Here is a 17777-nt window from a genome sequence, read left to right as displayed (position 1 = left end):
TGCATAGACTCGGTTGACACCAGGAGACGCCCTATATGAAACGGATTCGCTTCTTTTCAACCCCGGTCTGCACGGTGATGGGGCTGGCCGCCTGGCTGGCATGGGCGGCCCCTGCCTGGGCCCAGTTGCGCGTGGGCATGCCCTCGGGCTTCACCGGCTCGGTGGCGGCCGGGGTGAAGGAGAACCACGAAGGCGCCCAGCTGTATTTCGACACCATCAACGCGCGCGGCGGTGTCAACGGCCAGAGGATCGAGTTGATCACCGTGGACGACAAGTTCGACCCCAAGGTCACGGTGGAAGTGGCGCGCGAACTGGTCACGAAACAGCGCGTGCTGGCGCTGTTCCTGAACCGCGGCACGCCGCATTCGCAGGCCCTGCTGCCCCTGCTGGCCGAGCTCAAGGTGCCGCTGGTCGGCCCGAGCACCGGCGCCATGGTGCTGCACCAGCCGGTCAACCCCTGGGTGTTCAACGTGCGCGCCACCTACCAGCGCGAGGCCGCCAAGGCCATCGAGCACCTGGCCAGCATCGGCATCACGCGCATCGCGGTGCTGGAAACCGACGATTCCTTCGGTGCCGATTCGGCCGCCGGGGCGCTCAAGGGCTTCGACAAAGCCCAGCTCAAGCCGGTGCTGCATGAAAAGTTTCCGCGCGACAAGCCCGAGTTCACCGACCTGTCCAAGCGCGTCAATGAGAGCAACGCGCAGGCGGTGATGGTGATCGGCTCGGCCGGCAACACCGCCAACGCGGTCAAGGCGGTGCGCACCGCCGGCTCGCGCGCGCAGGTGGTCACGCTCTCGAACAACGCCTCGGACGGTTTCATCAAGCTGCTGGGCGAGCACGCGCGCGGCGTGATCGTGACCCAGGTGTTTCCCAACGAGCGCTCCGTGGCCTACGCCTTGATCAAGGAGGCGCAGGAGTTCGCCAAGGCCAAGGGCCTGGCCGGCGTGTCGCCCGCCATGATGGAGGGCTACGCCGCCGCCAAGGTGCTGACCGAAGGCCTGCGCCGCGCCGGACCCAGCCCCACGCCGGTGGCCCTGCGCGACGCGCTGGAGAACCTGCGCAACTACGACATCGGCGGCCTGACCGTGCACTACAGCCCGAGCAACCACACCGGGCTGGACTTCGCCGATCTGTCGATCGTGGACGCCTCCGGCAAATTCCGCCGCTGATCAGCCCTTCACGATCAGCACCGGCACCTTCGCGTGGGTGAGCACCTTCTGGGCCACGCTGCCCAGAATGAGGGCTTTCACGCCCTGGCGGCCATGGGAGCCCATCACGATCAGGTCGCAGCCTTCGGCGTCGGCCGTTTCGATGATGCCTTCGTAGACCACGTTGCGCTCGATGGTGTCACCCGCTGCGAACACCACGCCCTGGGCCTCGCAGGCCTTGCGCACCGCGTCCAGCGCCTGGCCGGCCGCGGCCTTGGCCTCGGTCAGGTAGGCCTGCAGGCCCACGGCCGAGGCATCGCCGATGCCGATGTAGGGAAATGGGTCGATCACGTTGACGCCGATGATCTGCGCGTTCAGGCTCTTGGCCAGCCCCAGCGCGACCGTGGTGGCCTGCGCGGCCAGGGTGGAACCATCGGTGGGCACGAGAATTTTCTTGAACATGGTGGCTCTCCTTGATTGAGATGTGAACCGCCCCACCCGTCGGGCGGAGGGTTCATCGTAGGAGCCCCGTCAAGCTGCTGCGTTGAGGCAGGTCAATGACGGGCCGGATCGCGCGCGACAACAGGTCGCACGTCCACCGCACAGTACTTCAATTCCGCGATCTTGCCCACCGGGTCCAGGGCGGGGTTGGTGAGCAGGTTGGCCGCGGCCTCGGCGTAGGCGAAGGGAATGAAGGCGGTCTCGCGCGGCATGCCTTCGTCGATCCGCACCGGCAGGGCCACCTCGCCGCGCCGGGAACGCACCTGCGCTTGCGCGCCTGCCCACAGCCCGAGCCGCTGGGCGGTCTCGGGGTGCAGGCTCACCACCGGGCTGGGTTCGAGCGCATCGAGCACGCCGCTGCGCCGCGTCATGCTGCCGGTGTGCCAGTGTTCGAGCTGGCGACCGGTGATGAGCACCAGAGGGAACTCGACGTCGGGCTGTTCGGCCGGCGGCGTGAGCACCGCGCCCACCAGCGAGGCGCGGCCCGTGGGGGTGGGAAAACCGTCGATGAACACCACCGGCTGGCCGGGGTCGGCGTCGTCCGCCACCGGGTAAGTCACCGCCCCCTCGCGCCGCAGCCGCGCCCAGGAGAGGCCGGCGATGCTGGGCATGAGTGCGCGCATCTCCTCGTACACCGCGCCGATGCCCTGGCGCGCATCGTCCGTCCCGCTGCCGTCGGCGGCAACGCCGTAGGTCCAGCCCAGGCCCAGGCGGCGCGCGAGCTGTTCGGTGATCCAGGCGTCGGCGCGCGCGTCGCCCGGCGCGGGCACGGCCTTGCGGCCGAGCTGCACGCAGCGGTCGGTGTTGGTCACGCTGCCGGTCTTCTCGGGCCAGGCGGTGGCGGGCAGCACCACGTCGGCCAGGCTGGCGGTTTCGGTGAGGAAGATGTCCTGCACCACCAGGTGGTCCAGCCCCGCGAGCGCTTCGCGCGCGTGGGCCGCGTCGGGGTCGCTCATGGCCGGGTTCTCGCCCTGGATCAGCATGGCACGGATCTCCTTGCGGTAGGCCGCGTCGACGATCTCCACCACCGTCAGGCCGGGTTCGCTGCCCAGCGTGCCGGGCGCCAGGTTCCACAGGCGTTCGGCCTTCTCGCGCGCCGGGCCGTCGGCCACGCGCTGGTAGTCGGGCAGCACCATGGGGATGAGGCCGGCGTCGCTCGCGCCCTGCACGTTGTTCTGGCCGCGCAACGGGTGCAAGCCGGTGCCGGGCCGACCGATCTGGCCGGTGACCAGCGCGAGCGCGATCAGGCAGCGCGCGTTGTCGGTGCCGTGCGTGTGCTGGCTGATGCCCATGCCCCAGAGGATCATGGCGTTCTTCGCCGTGGCGTAGGCGCGCGCGACCTCGCGCAGCGTGGCCGCGTCGATGCCGCAGACCGGCGCCATCGCCTCGGGCGAGAAGTCCACCAGGTGCGCCTTGAGCTGCGCGAAATCCAGCGTGTGGGCCTCGATGTAGGCCGGGTCGGTGAGGCCCTCGAACACGATGGTGTGCAGCAGCGCGTTGAGCAGGGCCACGTCGGTGCCGGACTTGAAACCCAGGTGCTTCCAGCTGTGGCGCGCGAGCTCGGTGCGGCGCGGGTCGGCGAGCACCAGCTTCATGCCGTTCTTCTTCACCGCGTTCTTGATCCAGGTCGCGCCCACGGGGTGGTTCTGTGCCGGGTTGGCGCCGATCAGCAGCACGAAATCGGCGTGCTGCACGTCGCGCAGCGGGTTGGTGACGACCGCCGAGCCCAGGCCCTCCATCAGCGCGGCCACGCTGGAGGCGTGGCACAGGCGGGTGCAGTGGTCCACGTTGTGCGTGTCGAACGCGGTGCGGATCAGCTTCTGGAACAGGTACGCCTCTTCGTTCGTGCCCTTGGCCGAACCGAAGCCGGCCACCGGGCCCTGGCGCCCGCGCGCCGGTGTGGCGGCCATGGCCTTCCGGAAGCCCGCGGCGGCGGCGTCCAGTGCCTCGTCCCAGCTGGCTTCGCGAAAGCGCTCGCGCACCTGCTCGGGCGTGAGGCGGCGCAGCTCACCGTGCGGGTCCTTGGGCGCGCCGGCGCGGCGGATCAGCGGGCGCGTGAGGCGCTCGGGACTGTGCGCGTAGTCGAAGCCGAAGCGGCCCTTGACGCACAGGCGGCCTTCGTTGGCCGGCCCGGCAATGCCTTCGACGTGTTCGATCCTGCCGTCGTTGACGTGGTAGGTGAGCTGGCAACCGACGCCGCAGAAGGGGCAGACCGAATCGACCTGCTGCTGCGAGGGTTTGGCGAAGGCGCCATTGGCCGGGGCAATGGCCCCCGTGGGGCAGGCCTGCACGCACTCGCCGCAGGCCACGCAGGTGCTGGCGCCCATGGGGTCGTTCTGGTCGAACACGATCTGCGCGTGGCCGCCCCGGAAGGCCAGGCCCAGCACGTCGTTGCCCTGGGTCTCGCGGCAGGCGCGGATGCAGCGCGTGCACTGGATGCAGGCGTCCAGGTTGACCGCCATCGCCGGGTGGCTCCCGTCGTGCACGGCGGCGGCGCGCGCGGGGAAGCGCCCGGGCAAGGCGCCGGCCACCTCGGCCCAGTGCGCCAGCTCGCTGTCGAATTTGAGCGCGCCGGTGTCCGGCGCGTCGGACAGCAGCAGCTCCAGCACCGTCTTCTGCGCGGCGCTGGCGCGGGCGTTGTCGCTGTGCACCACCATGCCGGCGCTGGGCGCGCGGCAGCACGAGGGCGCGAGCACGCGCTCGCCTTCGATGTCGACCACGCAGGCGCGGCAGTTGCCGGGGCTGCGCAAGCCGTCCTTGTGGCACAGGTGCGGAATCTCGACGCCGGCGCGCTGCGCGGCTTTCAGAATGCTCTCGCCAGGCGCGGCCTCCAGCGCGCGGCCGTTGAGGGTGAAGGCGATCGGCGTCGCGTCCAGGGGCAGGTCGTCGGTCTTCATGCCGCACCTCCGGCGTTCACTTCATGGGCAAAGAAGCGCAGCACGCTGTCCACCGGGTTGGGCGCGGCCTGGCCCAGGCCGCAGATGCTGGCGTCGCGCATCACCTGCGAGAGCTCCCCGAGCAGCGGCGCATCCCACACCGGCGCGTGCATGAGCTGCACCGCTTTCGTGGTGCCGGCGCGGCAGGGCGTGCATTGGCCGCAGGACTCGTGCTCGAAGAACTGCATGAGGTTGAGCGCGGCGCCGCGCGCCGTGTCGTGCTGGCTCATCACCACCACGGCCATGGAGCCGATGAAGCTGCCGTGGTCGACCAGGGTGTCGAAGTCCAGCGGCACGTCGGCCAGCGAGGCGGGCAGGATGCCGCCCGAGGCGCCGCCCGGCAGGTAGGCGTAGAGCGTGTGACCTTCGGTCATGCCACCCGCGTGTTCGTCGACGAGCTCGCGCAAGGTGATGCCGGCGGGCGCCAGGTGCACGCCCGGCTTGTTCACGCGGCCCGAGACCGAGAAGCGCCGCAGGCCGGTGCGCCCGCGCAGGCCTTCGCCCGCCAGCCAGGCACCGCCCTTCTCCAGGATCAGCGGCAGCCACCACAGGGTTTCGGGGTTGTGCGCCAGCGTGGGCCGACCGAACACGCCGTGCATGGCCACGATGGGCGGCTTGAGGCGCGGCAGCCCGCGCTTGCCTTCCACCGATTCGATCAGCGCCGATTCTTCGCCGCAGATGTAAGCGCCCGCGCCGCGCCGCAGCTCGATGCGCGGGGGCGTGTAGCCGGGGTGCTGGGCGGCCAGTGCCTGCAGGGTGGCGTCGAGCCGGGCGAGTTCGCGCGTGAGCAGTTCGCGCACGTCGTGGTATTCGTCGCGCAGGTAGATCCAGGCGTGCGAGATGCCCACCACCTGGGCGGCGATCAGCAGGCCTTCGAGCATCTGCGGCGCGCCGGCCGTGGCGCTGCTGAGCACCTGCCAGTCCTTGAAGGTGCCGACCTCGCCTTCGTCGATGTTGACCACCATGTGGCGCGGGCCGGGCTGCGCGCGCACCGTCTCCCACTTGCGCCAGGACGGGAAGCCCGCGCCGCCCAGGCCGCGCAGGTTGGAGGCTTTCAATTCGGTCAGGACCTGTTCGGCGCTGAGCGCACCCGCGAGCAGGCTCCGCAGCTGTTTGAATTCAGAGCCGGCTGGCTCGGGCAACTGGCGCGGCCCGGTCTCGCCGCTGGCGAGCAAGGCCTGCACGCCTGCCACGCTGGCCTGCGGCAGTTGCCGCTGGCCCACGCAGGCGGCGGGCGCCACATGGCACTGGCCGATGCAGGGCGCGGCCTGCGCGCGCACCGTGGCATCGCCCGCCAGCGTGGTCTGCAGATCGGCCAGCAAGGCCTCGCCGCCGGCCATGGCGCACGAGAGGCTGGTGCACACGCGCACCACGGTCTGCGGCACGGGCGCGGCGTCGTCCACGATCTCGAAGTGGTGGTAGAAGCTCGCGACCTCGAACACCTCGACCTGGCTCAGCCGCAGGCGCTCGGCCAACGCGGCCAGGTGGCCGTGGCGCAGCGCGCCCTCGGCGTCCTGCAGGCGGTGCAGGTGCTCGATCAGCAGGTCGGCGCGCGGCGCCAGGCCTTCGCACAGCGCGGCCACGCGCGCTCGCGCCTCGGGCGAGGTCTGCCGCCCCTTGGGCGTGTGGCGCGCCTTGCCGCGCCCCATCGCCTCGATCGGACGGATGGGAATCACGCTGCCCGTGGGGCGTTCAGGGGTCTCGTGGGCTGTCGTTCTGCTCATCTTTTCAGCGTAGCACCGTATGGGTTGTTTTAATATGTTTGACAGTTCATAAAGTCGGGCTTCCCCATGCTGCGCATCACCCTCCAGCCCCAATGGCGCGTCAGCCAGGAAGACGGCCCCGCGCTCGACGCCAACACCTTGCTCGGCCTGCTCGCGGCGGTTCAGGGTTCGGGCAGCATCTCGCAGGCCGGGCGCGAGCTGGGCCTGTCGTACCGCCATGCCTGGGGCCTGCTGCAGCAGGCCGAGCAGCTGTTCGGCCAGCCTTTGCTGGTGCGCGGGCGCGGGCGCGGCTCGGTGCTCACGCCGCTGGGCGAAAAACTCATCTGGGCCGATGCGCGCATCGGTGCGCGCCTGCAGCCCTTGCTGGAGTCGCTGGCCTCGGAACTCGAAGGCGAGCTCGGGCGCGTGCAGCGCCGCCAGCGCGCCGTGCCGCGCCTGCACGCCAGCCACGGCTTCGCGGTGGCCGCCTTGCGCGAGCAGCTGGCGGCGCGCCAGGTGCCGGTGGAGCTGCGCTACCGCAGCAGCCTGGAGGCCGTGGCCGCGCTCGCGCAGGGCGACTGCGAGCTGGCGGGCTTTCACGTGCCGCTGGGCGAGTTCGAGGCGGCCGCCGCCCGGCGCTACCTGACCTGGCTCAAGCCCGACCAGCACCTGCTGGTGCAGTTGGCGGTGCGCACACAGGGGCTGTTCGTGGCGGCGGGCAACCCGCTGGGCCTGCGCGGCCTGGGCGACCTCGCGCGGCCCGGGCTGCGCTTCGTCAACCGGCCCGAGGGCTCGGGCACGCGGGTGTTGACCGACCTGCTGCTCAAGCGCGAAGGCATCGCGCCGCAGGCGGTGGCGGGTTACGACAACACCGAGCTCACCCACGCCGCCGTGGCCGCCTATGTGGCCAGCGGCATGGCCGACGTGGGCATCGGCGTGCAGACCGCCGCGCACCGCTTCGGCCTGCATTTCATTCCGTTGCTGAAGGAGCGCTACTTCTTCGCGCTGCCGGCCGACGCGCTGGACCGCGCCGAGCTGCGCCCGGTGCTCACGGTGCTGCGCTCACCGGGGTTCCGCGCGCGCGTGGCCGCCTTGAAGGGCTACGAGGCGGCCCACACCGGCGAAGTGATGGGCGTGGCCGCGGCGTTTCAGGCCTGAGGCCGGCGCACGCCCTCGGGCCGCTGCGCCGCCGCGTCCCACTGGGTGTCGAACCAGGCATCGCCGTCCAGGTAGGCGCGCAGCATGGGCAGAGCGTCCTGCCCCCAGAACACGCGGCCGTCCACCACCATCGCCGGCACGCCGAACAGGCCGAGCGCGAGCGCTTCGTCGGTGTTGGCGCGCAGGCGCTGCTTGACCACCTCGCTGTCGGGCGCGTGCCACGGCTTGCCGCGCTGCGCCATGTGGTCCTGCAGCAGGGCCTGCAACGCGGCCAGGCGCGCCGGGTCGGCGGCGTCGAGCCCGCCGCGCCAGACATGGCGGAACAGCAGCTCGGTAACGTAGCGGTTGGTCTCGCCCGGCGCGTCGTCCGTCGCGCAGGCCAGGCCCAGGCGCAGCAGGGGCAGCGGGTTGAACGGATGCGCGGCCGGCATCTCGAGCGCCACGCCGTGGTGGTGTCCCAGCCAGCTCACGTGGCGGTAGGTCCAGTCGCGCTTGGCCGGGATCTCCGCCGGGCCCAGCTGGCCGTGCGCCTTGAGCAGCGCGGCGAACAGCACGGGCCGGTAGCGCACCTGCACACTGTGGCCCATGAGGGCCTCGGGCAGCCGCTCGAACGCCAGATGGGCGTAAGGCGAGATCGGGTCGTAGAAGAAGGCGATGTCGGTCATGAAGATCTCGTGTGCGAGGGCATCAGGGGGCCAGTTGCCGGGCTTCGATCTGCTGCCAGATCACCAACTTGTCCGCATCGCTGGCACGGCTCCAGAAACCGATTTCTTCCAGCGTGCGGAAGCACCCCTTGCAGCGGCTGCGGGCTTCGTCCATCTCGCAGACCGAGATGCACGGCGAAGGCACGCCCGGCCGGAGCCCGGCGCGGCGGCGCGCGGCCTGAAGGGTGATCGCGGGGGTTTCGAGGGCCATGGGTTCAGGCCGCCACGGTGACGTCGTGCACCGGCGCGCCGGTCAGCGACTGGAGTTCCACGGGGCTCAGGCGGAACACGGCGTGCGGGTGGCCGGCCGCGGCCCAGATCTCGCCAAAGCGCGAGAGCTGCGCGTCGATCAGCGTGACGGGCGCCACCGCGTGCGCCAGCGGCGAGACACCGCCGATGGAAAAGCCGGTGCGCGCCTTGACGAAGTCGGCGTCGGCCCGGCCGAGCTTGCCGCCATCGGCGCACACCAGGGCCTGCACCTTCTTCTCGTCCACCCGCAGGTCGCCCGAGGTGATGACCAGCACGGCCGCGTCATCGCTCTTGCGGCGGAAGATGATGCTCTTGGCGATCTGGCCCAGGGCCACGCCCAGGGCATCGGCCGCCTGCTGCGCGGTGCGCGCGGCATCGTCGAGCATCACAGGGGCGTGGGCATGGCCCGCGTCCTGCAACACGCGCGCCACACGCCGCACGGTCTCAGGCAAGGCCTGCAATTCGGCTCCACACATGGTTCGGTCCTTCAGGCAGCGCGTTTGACGAGCAGCAGGCTCGCGCCCATGGCCATGAGCACGCCGCCGAACACGCGGTTCTGCGCGCGCCGGGCGCGGGCGGTGGCGAGCCAGCGCTGGGCGCGCGAGGCGAGGAAGGCGTAGCCGTGCATCACGATCAGGTCCACCACCACCGTGGTGGCCAGCAGGATCAGCAACTGCAGCCAGAGGCCGCGCCTGGGGTCGATGAACTGCGGCAGCACGGCCACCATGAACACGATCCCCTTGGGGTTGGTCACGTTGGTGAAGAAACCCATGACGAAGCGCTCGCGCACCGAGGGCACGGCCACCCGGGCCGGCGCCGCCCCGTCCGCCTCGGGCACCACGCCCACGCGGGCGCGCCACTGGTTGAAGCCGAGCCAGATCAGGTAACCCGCGCCCGCAAACTTCACCACGGTGAAGGCGGTGGCCGAGGCCAGCAGCAAGGCGCCCACCCCCACGCCGGCCACCAGCAGGATCACCGCCAGCCCCAGCTGCAGGCCCGCGATGGTCACACTGGTCTTCTTCACGCCATAGGCCAGGCCGTGCGTCATCGACAGCACCGCGCCCGAACCGGGCGACAGCGCGATGGCCCACGAGGCCACGAAATACGCCATCCAGAATTGCAGTTCCATGCGAATTTCCTTCAGCCCGCGCGCTTGGCGAGCAATGCGCGAGCCACGCGCGAGCCGGTGGGCCGGCCGAGCTGTTCGCTGATGTAGACGCCAGCGTCCACCAGCGCGTCGAGGTCGATGCCGGTGGCGATGCCCATGCCCTGCAGCAGGTAGACCACGTCTTCGGTCGCCACGTTGCCGGTGGCGCCCTTGGCGTAGGGGCAGCCGCCCAGGCCGGACACGGAGGACTGGAAGTTCCAGACCCCCATCTCCAGCGCGGCCAGGGTGTTGGACAGCGCCTGGCCGTAGGTGTCGTGGAAGTGGCCCGAGACGGCGTCGATGCCGTAGTGCTTCAGCGTGGCCTCCATCGCGGCCTGCACCTTGCGCGGCGTGCCCACGCCGATGGTGTCGGCCACGTCCACGCGCTGCACACCGATGCCCTTCATGAGGCCGGCGAGGTACGCCACGCGCTCGGGCGCAATCTCGCCTTCGTAGGGGCAGCCCACGGTGCAGCTCATGGCACCGCGCACGGCGATGCCGGCCGCGCGCGCGGCCTCGACCACGGGCGCGAAGCGCTCGATGCTCTCGGCGATCGAGCAGTTGATGTTCTTCTGGCTGAAGGCCTCGCTGGCCGCGCCGAACACCACGATCTCGTCGGGCTTGTCGGCCACGGCGGCCTCATAGCCCTTGAGGTTGGGCGTGAGCACCGAGTAGCGGATGCCGCCCTGGCGCCGGATGCCTCCCATGACCTCGTGGTTGTCGGCCATCTGCGGCACCCACTTGGGGCTCACGTAGCTGGTGACCTCGATCTCTTTCAGGCCGGCGGCCTGCAGGCGGTGCACCAGCTCGACCTTGACGGCCGCGGGCACCGGCTGCTTTTCGTTCTGCAGGCCGTCGCGAGGGCCAACGTCGATGAGCTGGACGCGGGAGGGCAGTTTCATGGGAGGCTTTCGAGAGGGTCAGTAACCCCGAGTGGCATCCACCACGCCGGCAATCGGATCGCCGCGTTCAAAGGCGAGGATCTTGCCGGCAATCTGGGCGATGCTTTCCTCGCGCAGCGTGCGCGCCGAGGTGTGGGGCGTGACCGTGATTTTCGGGTGTTTCCAGAAACCATGCTGGGCGGGCAGCGGCTCGGTGCGGAACACGTCGAGCGTGGCGCCGGCCAGGTGGCCGCTCTCCAGCAGCGCGAGCAGGTCGTCTTCCACCAGGTGGTCGCCGCGCGCGACGTTGATGACATAGGCCTCGGGCCGCAGGCGCGAAAGCGTTTCGCGGTTGAGGATGTCGCGCGTCTCGGGCGTGAGCGGCAGCAGGTTCACCAGCACGCGGCACGAGGCCAGGAAGCTGTCGAAGGCCGCGTGACCGGCGTGGCAGGTCACGCCGTCGATCGCCTTGGGCGAACGGCTCCAGCCGTGCACCGGGAAATCGAACTGGCGCAGGGCCTGGGCCACGCGCTCGCCCAACACCCCCAGACCCATCACGCCGACGGGGAAATCGGCCCGCAGGCGCGGCTTGCGGTACGACCACTGGCCCTGCGCCACGTCGGCCTCGTAGGCGTCGAACTCGCGGAAGTGTCGGATCACGGCGTGGCACACGTACTCGGCCATCTGCACCGACATGCCGGCGTCGTCGAGCCGCACCACCTTCGCACCGGGCGGCAGCTTGAGCTTGAGCAGCGCGTCCACGCCCGCGCCGATGTTGAACAGGCCCTTGAGACCGGGCTGTTCGTCCATGAATTGTTGCGGCGGCGCCCAGACCACCGCGTGGTCGGCCTGGGGCGCGCCGGGTTGCCATTCGGAAACGTCGGCCTGGGGCAAGGCCAGGCGCAGGTCGGCCAGCCAGGGGCCGACCCGGGTGTTGGCGCAGCAGAAGGTGATGTTCATGCGGCGAGCTTAAGCGGCCTCGCGCGACAGCGCTGTCAGCCCACCGAGAGCTTGAGCAATTCGGCCCCCTCGTTCACCTGGTCGCCCGGCGCGTAGAGCAGCTCGGCCACGGTGCCGTCGGCCGGCGCGGCGATGGTGTGCTCCATCTTCATGGCCTCCATCACGGCCAGCGCCTGGCCCTTGGTCACCACGTCGCCGGCCTTGACCGCGAACGACACCACCTTGCCCGGCATGGGTGCGGTCAGGCGCCCGCCTTCGGCGGCGGCCTCGCCCGCGTGGGCCAGGGCGTCGATCTCCTCGATCTGGGCAGCGCCCAGGGCGCAGAACACGTGCACGTGCTCGTCCACCTGCCAGGTCTGCACCGTCTGGCGCTGGCCGTTGAAGCGCAGGTCCATGCGGGTGCCGGTGTCGGCCGGCAGCGCCACGAAGTCCAGCAGCGCGTTCACCTCGCCCACGGCGAGCTGCAGCGCGCCGTCATGCAGGTAGCTCAGGTGCGCCAGCAGGGCTTCGCCCTGGTACTCGAAATCGAAACGGCGCACGGTGATGCCGTGCGGGCGCCAGCCGTCGCGGCGCGAAAACGGGTCGGCGCCTTCGACCGCGCGCTCGGCCACCAGGGTCTGCGCCACGGCGGCGGCCACGGCCAGCGGCAGGCCCACCTTGTCCTGGTGGAACAGGGCGGCGGCCTCGCGCGGGATCAAGGCGGTGTCCAGCTCGGCCTGGGCGAACGCGCGGCTGGTGACCACGTGGCGCAGGAACTGCACGTTGGTCGAGAGGCCGACGATGCGCGTCTCGGCCAGCGCCGCATCCAGCCGCGACAGGGCTTCTTCGCGCGTGGCGCCGTGCACGATCAGTTTGGCGACCATCGAGTCGTAGAACGGGCTGATGGTGTCGCCCTCGCGCACGCCGTCGTCCACCCGAACCGTGCCGCGCTCGAAGCTGGTGCAGGCCGGCTTGCGGTAGACGGTGAGCGTGCCGGTGGCGGGCAGGAAGTTGTTGTCCGGCGTTTCGGCGCAGATGCGCGCCTCGATGGCGTGGCCGTGGATGCGCAGGTCTTCCTGCTTCAGCGGCAGCGGCTCGCCGCTGGCCACGCGCAGCTGCCATTCCACCAGGTCCAGGCCGGTGATGGCCTCGGTCACCGGGTGCTCCACCTGCAGGCGGGTGTTCATTTCCATGAAGTAGAAGCGCATGGCCTCGGGATGGGCATAGCCCTCGGGCTGCTCGACGATGAACTCCACCGTGCCCGCGCCCACGTAGTTCACCGCCTTGGCCGCCGCCACGGCGGCCGCGCCCATCTGGGCGCGCAGCTCGGGCGTCATGCCCGGTGCGGGCGCTTCTTCCAGCACTTTCTGGTGGCGGCGCTGCACCGAGCAGTCGCGCTCGAACAGGTAGACGCAGTCGCCCTGCGTGTCGCCAAACACCTGGATCTCGATGTGGCGCGGGCGCTGCACGTATTTTTCGATCAGCACCGCGTCGCTGCCGAAGCTGTTGCGCGCCTCGCGCTGGCAGCTGGCGAGCGCGGCGGCAAAGTCCTCGCTCTTCTCGACCACGCGCATGCCCTTGCCGCCGCCGCCCGCGCTGGCCTTGATGAGCGCGGGGTAGCCGATGCGGTCGGCCTCGCGCTGCAGCAGGGCCGGGTCCTGGTCGGCACCGTGGTAGCCGGGCACCAGCGGCACGCCGGCCTTTTCCATCAGCCGTTTGGATTCGGCCTTCAGGCCCATGGCCTCGATGGCCGACGACGGCGGGCCGATGAAGACCAGACCGGCCTTCACGCAGGCGTTGGCGAAGGCTTCGTTCTCGCTCAGGAAGCCGTAGCCCGGGTGGATGGCCTGCGCGCCCGTGGCCTGGGCGGCGGCGATGATGCGCTCCCACTGCAGGTAGCTTTCCTTGGGCGCCGAGCCGCCGATGTGCACCGACTCGTCGCAGGCGGCCACGTGCTTGGCGCGCGCGTCGGCATCCGAGTAGACAGCGACGGTCTTCACGCCCAGGCGGCGCGCGGTGGCGGCGACGCGGCAGGCGATCTCGCCCCGGTTGGCAATCAGGATCTTGTGGAACATGGGACTTCCTAGGCGGTGGCGGTGAAGAAGGAGCGCACGCGGCGGAACACCGCGCGCAGGAACTTGAAAAGCATCCAGGTGGCGATCCACATCAGCACGACGGTGATCGCGAGCAACACGACGAAGACCAGCGGGTGGCTGGTGGCGAGCCAGACCGCGCCGACCACCAGGCCGTCCTCGACCAGGCTCATGCCCAGGTTGGAGAACGGCTCGGGCGAGCTGTTGATGGCCGCGCGCGTGGTGGTCTTGGCGGCCTGGCTGGTGGCGGCGAGCGTGCCACCCAGCAGCGCGGCAGCCAGCGCCACGGTGCCGCTGTCGGCCCCGAACACGCCGGCGGCGAGCGCCGCGCCGGCCGGAATGCGCACCACGCTGTTGACCATGTCCCAGAGCGAATCGACCACCGGGATCTTGTCGGCGAAGAACTCGACGAAGAGCATGAAGCCGGCCGTGCCCAGCAGCACCGGGTGCTGCAGCGCCTGCAGGCCGGCGGGCAGTTCCATCCAGCCCAGGGCACCGGCCAGGCCGACGATGAACACCACGGCGTACAGGCGAAAACCGCTGGCCCAGCCGAGCGCGCCCGCGAGCGCCAGCAGCTCGGGCGTGCCCAGGGTGTGGAACCAGTCGGCCATGGCGCGGTCTCCCCGGATCAGGCCGTTGGCAACCAGCCGGGCGGGCGCTTCTGCAGGAAAGACTGCAGGCCTTCGCGGCCTTCGTCGCTGGCGCGCACGTCCGCGATGCGGCGCGCGGTCTCGCTGCGCAGGGCTTCGGTGATGGGCTGACCACCCACGTCGCGCACCAGGCGCTTGCATTCGCGCGCGGCCTTGGGGCCGTTGGCCACCAGCGTGGCGACGATCTCGTCCACCTTGGCGTCCAGCGTCTCGGGCGTGGCCAGTTCGTGCACCATGCCCAGCGCGTGCGCGCGCACCGCGCTGAAGCGTTCGGCCGTCACCATGTAGCGGCGCGAGGCCTGCACACCCAGGGCGCGCGCCACGTAGGGGCTGATGGTGGCGGGCAGCAGGCCCAGGCGCGCTTCGGACAGACAGAAGGTCGCCCCCTCCACCGCCACCAGCACGTCGCAGATGGCCGCCAGCCCCATGCCGCCGGCATAGCAGTCGCCCTGGATGCGGCCGACCACCGGCACCGGGCACTGGTCCAGCGTCCACAGCATGTCGGCCAGCTGCTGCGCGTCGGCGCGGTTCTGGTCCCAGCTGTAGCCGGCCATGGTCTTCATCCAGTTCAGGTCGGCCCCGGCGCAGAAGGCCTTGCCGTGCGCGCCGAGCACGACCACGCGCAGGGTCTTGTCTTTCGACAGTTCGGTGAAGGTCGCGGTGAGCGCGGCGATCACGTCGTCGTTGAAGGCGTTGCGCACGTCGGGGCGGTTGAGCCACACCTTCGCCACATGCGGCGTGGGGCGGGAAACGTCGATCACATCGCTCATGTTCAGTACCTCTTCGCCACTTCTTCGAGCATCACCTCGGTGGCGCCGCCGCCGATCGCGAGCACGCGCGCGTCGCGCCACAGGCGCTCGATCGCGGTCTCGCGGATGAAGCCCATGCCGCCGTGGAACTGCTGGCAGGTCTGCACCACCTCGTTGACGAGTTCGCCGGTGAGGGCCTTGAGCATGGAGACCTCTTGCACGATGTCGTGGCCCTGGGTCACGCTCCAGGCGCAGTGGTACATGAACTGGCGCGCCGCGCGCGTCTTGGCGTCGAGCATCGAGAGGCGCTGGCGGATGGTCTGCTTGTCCCACAGCGTGGCGCCGAAGGCCTGGCGCTGGCGCACATAGTCCAGCGTGAGCTTCAGGGCTTGCGTGCAATGGCCGACGGCCATGGCCGCCAGCGCGATGCGTTCGGTCTGGAAGTTCTTCATGACCGAGTAGAAGCCCTTGCCCTGCTCGCCCAGCAGGTTCTCTTCCGGGATGCGCACGTTGTCGAACACGAGTTCGGCCGTGTCGCTGGAGAGCCAGCCGGTCTTCTTGAGCGCGCGGCCGACCGAGAAGCCCGGTGTGCCCTTCTCGACGATGAACATGGTCACGTCGTGGCGCGCGGTGCCGGTCTTGGCAGCGACGAAGTACAGGTCGGCGTGCACGCCGTTGGTGATGAACATCTTGGTGCCGTTGAGCACCCACTCGTTGCCTTCCTTGCGCGCCGTGGTGCGGATGCCCGCCACGTCGGAGCCCGCGCCGGGTTCGGTGATGCCCACCGCCGTGATCATCTCGCCCGCCGTGACCTTCTTCAGGTACTTCGCCTTCTGCGCCGCGTTGCCCGCGTGGTGCAGGTGCGGGCCGGCCATGTCGGTGTGCACCAGCACGGTGATGATGAAACCGGCGAAGGTGGACTGCGACAGGGCTTCGGCGAACACCAGGTTGGTCAGCGCGTCGGCGTCACCACCACCGTGCTCGCCCTCGAACATCAGGCCCAGCAAGCCGGCCTGGCCCATGCGGCGCAGCACGTCGCGCGGCACCATGCCGGTCTCTTCCCAGGCGGCCGCGTGCGGTTCCACTTCGCGTTCCAGAAAACGCGCGACCTGGTCGCGCAGCAGTTCGTGGTCGGGGTTGTCGTAGATGGTCGTGTTCATGGCGCCCTCACATGCGGAAGACGCCGAACTTCGGCTCGCCGATCGGCGTATTCAGGGTGGCGGACAGCGCGAGACCGAGCACGCGGCGCGTGTCGGCCGGATCGATCACGCCGTCGTCCCACAGGCGGGCACTGGCGTAGTACGGGTGCGACTGGTGGGCAAACTGGTCGAGCAGCGGCTGCTTGAATTTCGCCTCTTCCTCGGCGCTCCAGCTGCCGCCCTTGCCCTCGATGCCGTCGCGCCGCACGGTGGCCAGCACGCTGGCGGCCTGCTCGCCGCCCATGACGCTGATGCGCGCGTTGGGCCACATCCAGAGGAAGCGCGGGCTGTAGGCCCGGCCGCACATGCCGTAGTTGCCTGCACCATAGCTGCCGCCGATGATGATGGTGAACTTGGGCACCTGCGCGGTGGCCACGGCCGTGACCATCTTGGCGCCGTGGCGCGCGATGCCCTCGCTCTCGTACTTGCGGCCGACCATGAAACCCGTGATGTTCTGCAGGAACAGCAGCGGCACCTTGCGCTGGCAGCACAGCTCGATGAAGTGCGCGCCTTTCTGCGCGCTCTCGGAGAACAGCACGCCGTTGTTGGCGACGATGCCGATGGGCATGCCCTCGATGTGCGCGAAGCCGCAGACCAGGGTGGCGCCGTAGCGCGCCTTGAACTCGTGGAACTCGCTGCCATCGACCACGCGGGCGATGATCTCGCGCACGTCGTAGGGCTTGCGCGTGTCGACCGGGATGACCCCGTAGATTTCCTTGGGGTCGTTCAACGGCGCGCGCGGTTCGCGCAGGGCCTGCGTGGCGACCTTGCGGCGGTTGAGCGTGGCCACGGCCTGGCGCGCGAGCGCGAGCGCGTGCGCATCGTTCTGTGCCAGGTGGTCGGCCACGCCGGAGAGGCGCGTGTGCACATCACCGCCGCCCAGGTCTTCGGCGCTCACGATCTCGCCGATGGCGGCCTTCACCAGCGGCGGGCCTCCCAGGAAGATGGTGCCCTGATTCTTGACGATGATGGTCTCGTCGCTCATGGCGGGCACATAGGCGCCGCCCGCGGTGCACGAGCCCATCACGACCGCGATCTGCGCGATGCCGTTGGCGCTCATGTTGGCCTGGTTGTAGAAGATGCGCCCGAAGTGCTCGCGGTCGGGAAACACGTCGTCCTGGTTCGGCAGGTTGGCGCCGCCCGAGTCCACCAGGTAGATGCAGGTCAGGTTGTTCTGCATCGCCACCTCCTGCGCCCGAAGGTGTTTCTTCACCGTCATCGGGTAGTAGGTGCCGCCCTTCACCGTGGCGTCGTTGCAGACGATCAGGCAGTCCACCCCGCTGACGCGGCCGATGCCGGCGATCACACCGGCGCAGGGCGCGCTGTCGGTGCCATCGCGGTCGGGGTACATGTTGAGCGCCGCGAGCGGGCTGAGCTCCAGAAACGGCGTGCCCGGGTCCAGCAGCATCTGCACGCGGTCGCGCGGCAGCAGCTTGCCCCGCGCCGTGTGTTTGGCACGGGCGGCCTCACCACCACCGAGGGTGGCTTTGGCGATCTGGGCCTTGAGGTCGTCGACCACCACCTGCATGGCCTGGGCATTGGCCTGGAAGTCGGCGGAACGGGCGTTGAGTTGTGTCTCCAGGATCGGCATGGCGGCATCCGTTGTGGTGTTTCGGGGCATTGTGGAGGATAGACACGCGGATGAGGGCCGGTCTGCCATGCAGGTTGCAAATACCGCCAGCTCCGGCGAAACTGGCACCATGCCTCCCGCCTTTACCCC

At 70.0% G+C, this 17777-nt stretch carries 16 protein-coding genes; 2 read left to right on the top strand and 14 right to left on the bottom strand.

Annotated features, from left to right (window positions below):
- The first annotated feature begins 35 nt into the window (after positions 1-35).
- Positions 36-1169: an ABC transporter substrate-binding protein gene (locus AC07ZS_RS06235; RefSeq protein WP_494797716.1), complete on the top strand. Its 1134-nt coding sequence runs from the start codon at positions 36-38 to the stop codon at positions 1167-1169.
- Here AC07ZS_RS06235 and AC07ZS_RS06230 read toward each other — a convergent pair whose 3' ends face one another.
- From AC07ZS_RS06230 to AC07ZS_RS06220, 3 genes are all read right to left on the bottom strand, one after another.
- Entirely contained in the window at positions 1170-1610 is a 441-nt protein-coding gene (locus AC07ZS_RS06230; RefSeq protein WP_494797715.1) for a universal stress protein, read from the bottom strand.
- A 92-nt stretch (positions 1611-1702) separates the two neighbouring features.
- Positions 1703-4546 (bottom strand): molybdopterin-dependent oxidoreductase, encoded by a 2844-nt coding sequence (locus AC07ZS_RS06225; protein ID WP_494797714.1) that lies wholly within the window; start codon positions 4544-4546, stop codon positions 1703-1705.
- On the bottom strand, positions 4543-6309 hold the full coding sequence (locus tag AC07ZS_RS06220; protein WP_494797713.1) for an NADH-ubiquinone oxidoreductase-F iron-sulfur binding region domain-containing protein: 1767 nt from the start codon (positions 6307-6309) through the stop codon (positions 4543-4545). The genes AC07ZS_RS06225 and AC07ZS_RS06220 overlap by 4 nt, the downstream gene beginning before the upstream one ends.
- 66 nt (positions 6310-6375) lie before the next feature.
- Between AC07ZS_RS06220 and AC07ZS_RS06215 the strand changes: the two genes are divergently transcribed.
- Positions 6376-7446 (top strand): substrate-binding domain-containing protein, encoded by a 1071-nt coding sequence (locus AC07ZS_RS06215; protein WP_494797712.1) that lies wholly within the window; start codon positions 6376-6378, stop codon positions 7444-7446.
- Here the strand turns inward: AC07ZS_RS06215 and AC07ZS_RS06210 are convergent.
- Genes AC07ZS_RS06210 through AC07ZS_RS06160 form a run of 11 tightly spaced genes read right to left on the bottom strand, consistent with a single transcriptional unit; the run spans position 7437 to position 17648 of the window.
- Complete coding sequence (locus AC07ZS_RS06210; protein ID WP_494797711.1) at positions 7437-8111, bottom strand: 2-hydroxychromene-2-carboxylate isomerase; 675 nt, start codon at positions 8109-8111, stop codon at positions 7437-7439. The two genes, AC07ZS_RS06215 and AC07ZS_RS06210, sit on opposite strands and share 10 nt — an antisense overlap.
- Before the next feature lie 22 nt (positions 8112-8133).
- On the bottom strand, positions 8134-8361 hold the full coding sequence (locus AC07ZS_RS06205) for a DUF1289 domain-containing protein (protein WP_382162444.1): 228 nt from the start codon (positions 8359-8361) through the stop codon (positions 8134-8136).
- A 4-nt stretch (positions 8362-8365) separates the two neighbouring features.
- Positions 8366-8875, bottom strand: coding sequence for a YbaK/EbsC family protein (locus AC07ZS_RS06200; protein WP_494797710.1), 510 nt, complete (start codon positions 8873-8875; stop codon positions 8366-8368).
- 11 nt (positions 8876-8886) lie between these two features.
- Positions 8887-9528, bottom strand: coding sequence for a LysE family transporter (locus AC07ZS_RS06195; protein ID WP_494797709.1), 642 nt, complete (start codon positions 9526-9528; stop codon positions 8887-8889).
- An 11-nt stretch (positions 9529-9539) separates the two neighbouring features.
- Positions 9540-10448 (bottom strand): hydroxymethylglutaryl-CoA lyase, encoded by a 909-nt coding sequence (locus AC07ZS_RS06190; protein ID WP_494797708.1) that lies wholly within the window; start codon positions 10446-10448, stop codon positions 9540-9542.
- 18 nt (positions 10449-10466) lie between these two features.
- A complete protein-coding gene (locus AC07ZS_RS06185) occupies positions 10467-11387 on the bottom strand; it encodes a 2-hydroxyacid dehydrogenase (protein ID WP_494797707.1) in 921 nt (306 codons plus the stop codon).
- A 35-nt stretch (positions 11388-11422) separates the two neighbouring features.
- The gene (locus AC07ZS_RS06180) at positions 11423-13441 is read right to left on the bottom strand and encodes an acetyl/propionyl/methylcrotonyl-CoA carboxylase subunit alpha (RefSeq protein ID WP_494797706.1); all 2019 of its coding nucleotides are present in this window, start codon (positions 13439-13441) and stop codon (positions 11423-11425) included.
- Between the two features lie 8 nt (positions 13442-13449).
- Positions 13450-14070: a DUF4126 domain-containing protein gene (locus AC07ZS_RS06175; protein ID WP_494797705.1), complete on the bottom strand. Its 621-nt coding sequence runs from the start codon at positions 14068-14070 to the stop codon at positions 13450-13452.
- A 17-nt stretch (positions 14071-14087) separates the two neighbouring features.
- Positions 14088-14879, bottom strand: a complete 792-nt coding sequence (locus AC07ZS_RS06170; protein ID WP_494797704.1) for an enoyl-CoA hydratase/isomerase family protein — start codon at positions 14877-14879, stop codon at positions 14088-14090.
- Positions 14880-14881: 2 nt separating this feature from the next.
- A complete protein-coding gene (locus AC07ZS_RS06165) occupies positions 14882-16018 on the bottom strand; it encodes an acyl-CoA dehydrogenase family protein (RefSeq protein WP_494797703.1) in 1137 nt (378 codons plus the stop codon).
- Between the two features lie 7 nt (positions 16019-16025).
- A complete protein-coding gene (locus tag AC07ZS_RS06160; RefSeq protein WP_494797702.1) occupies positions 16026-17648 on the bottom strand; it encodes a carboxyl transferase domain-containing protein in 1623 nt (540 codons plus the stop codon).
- Positions 17649-17777: the final 129 nt, after the last annotated feature.

It is taken from the genome of Hydrogenophaga sp. GW456-12-10-14-TSB4 (genome assembly GCF_059424305.1).
This window is presented reverse-complemented; position numbering and strand designations above follow the sequence as displayed.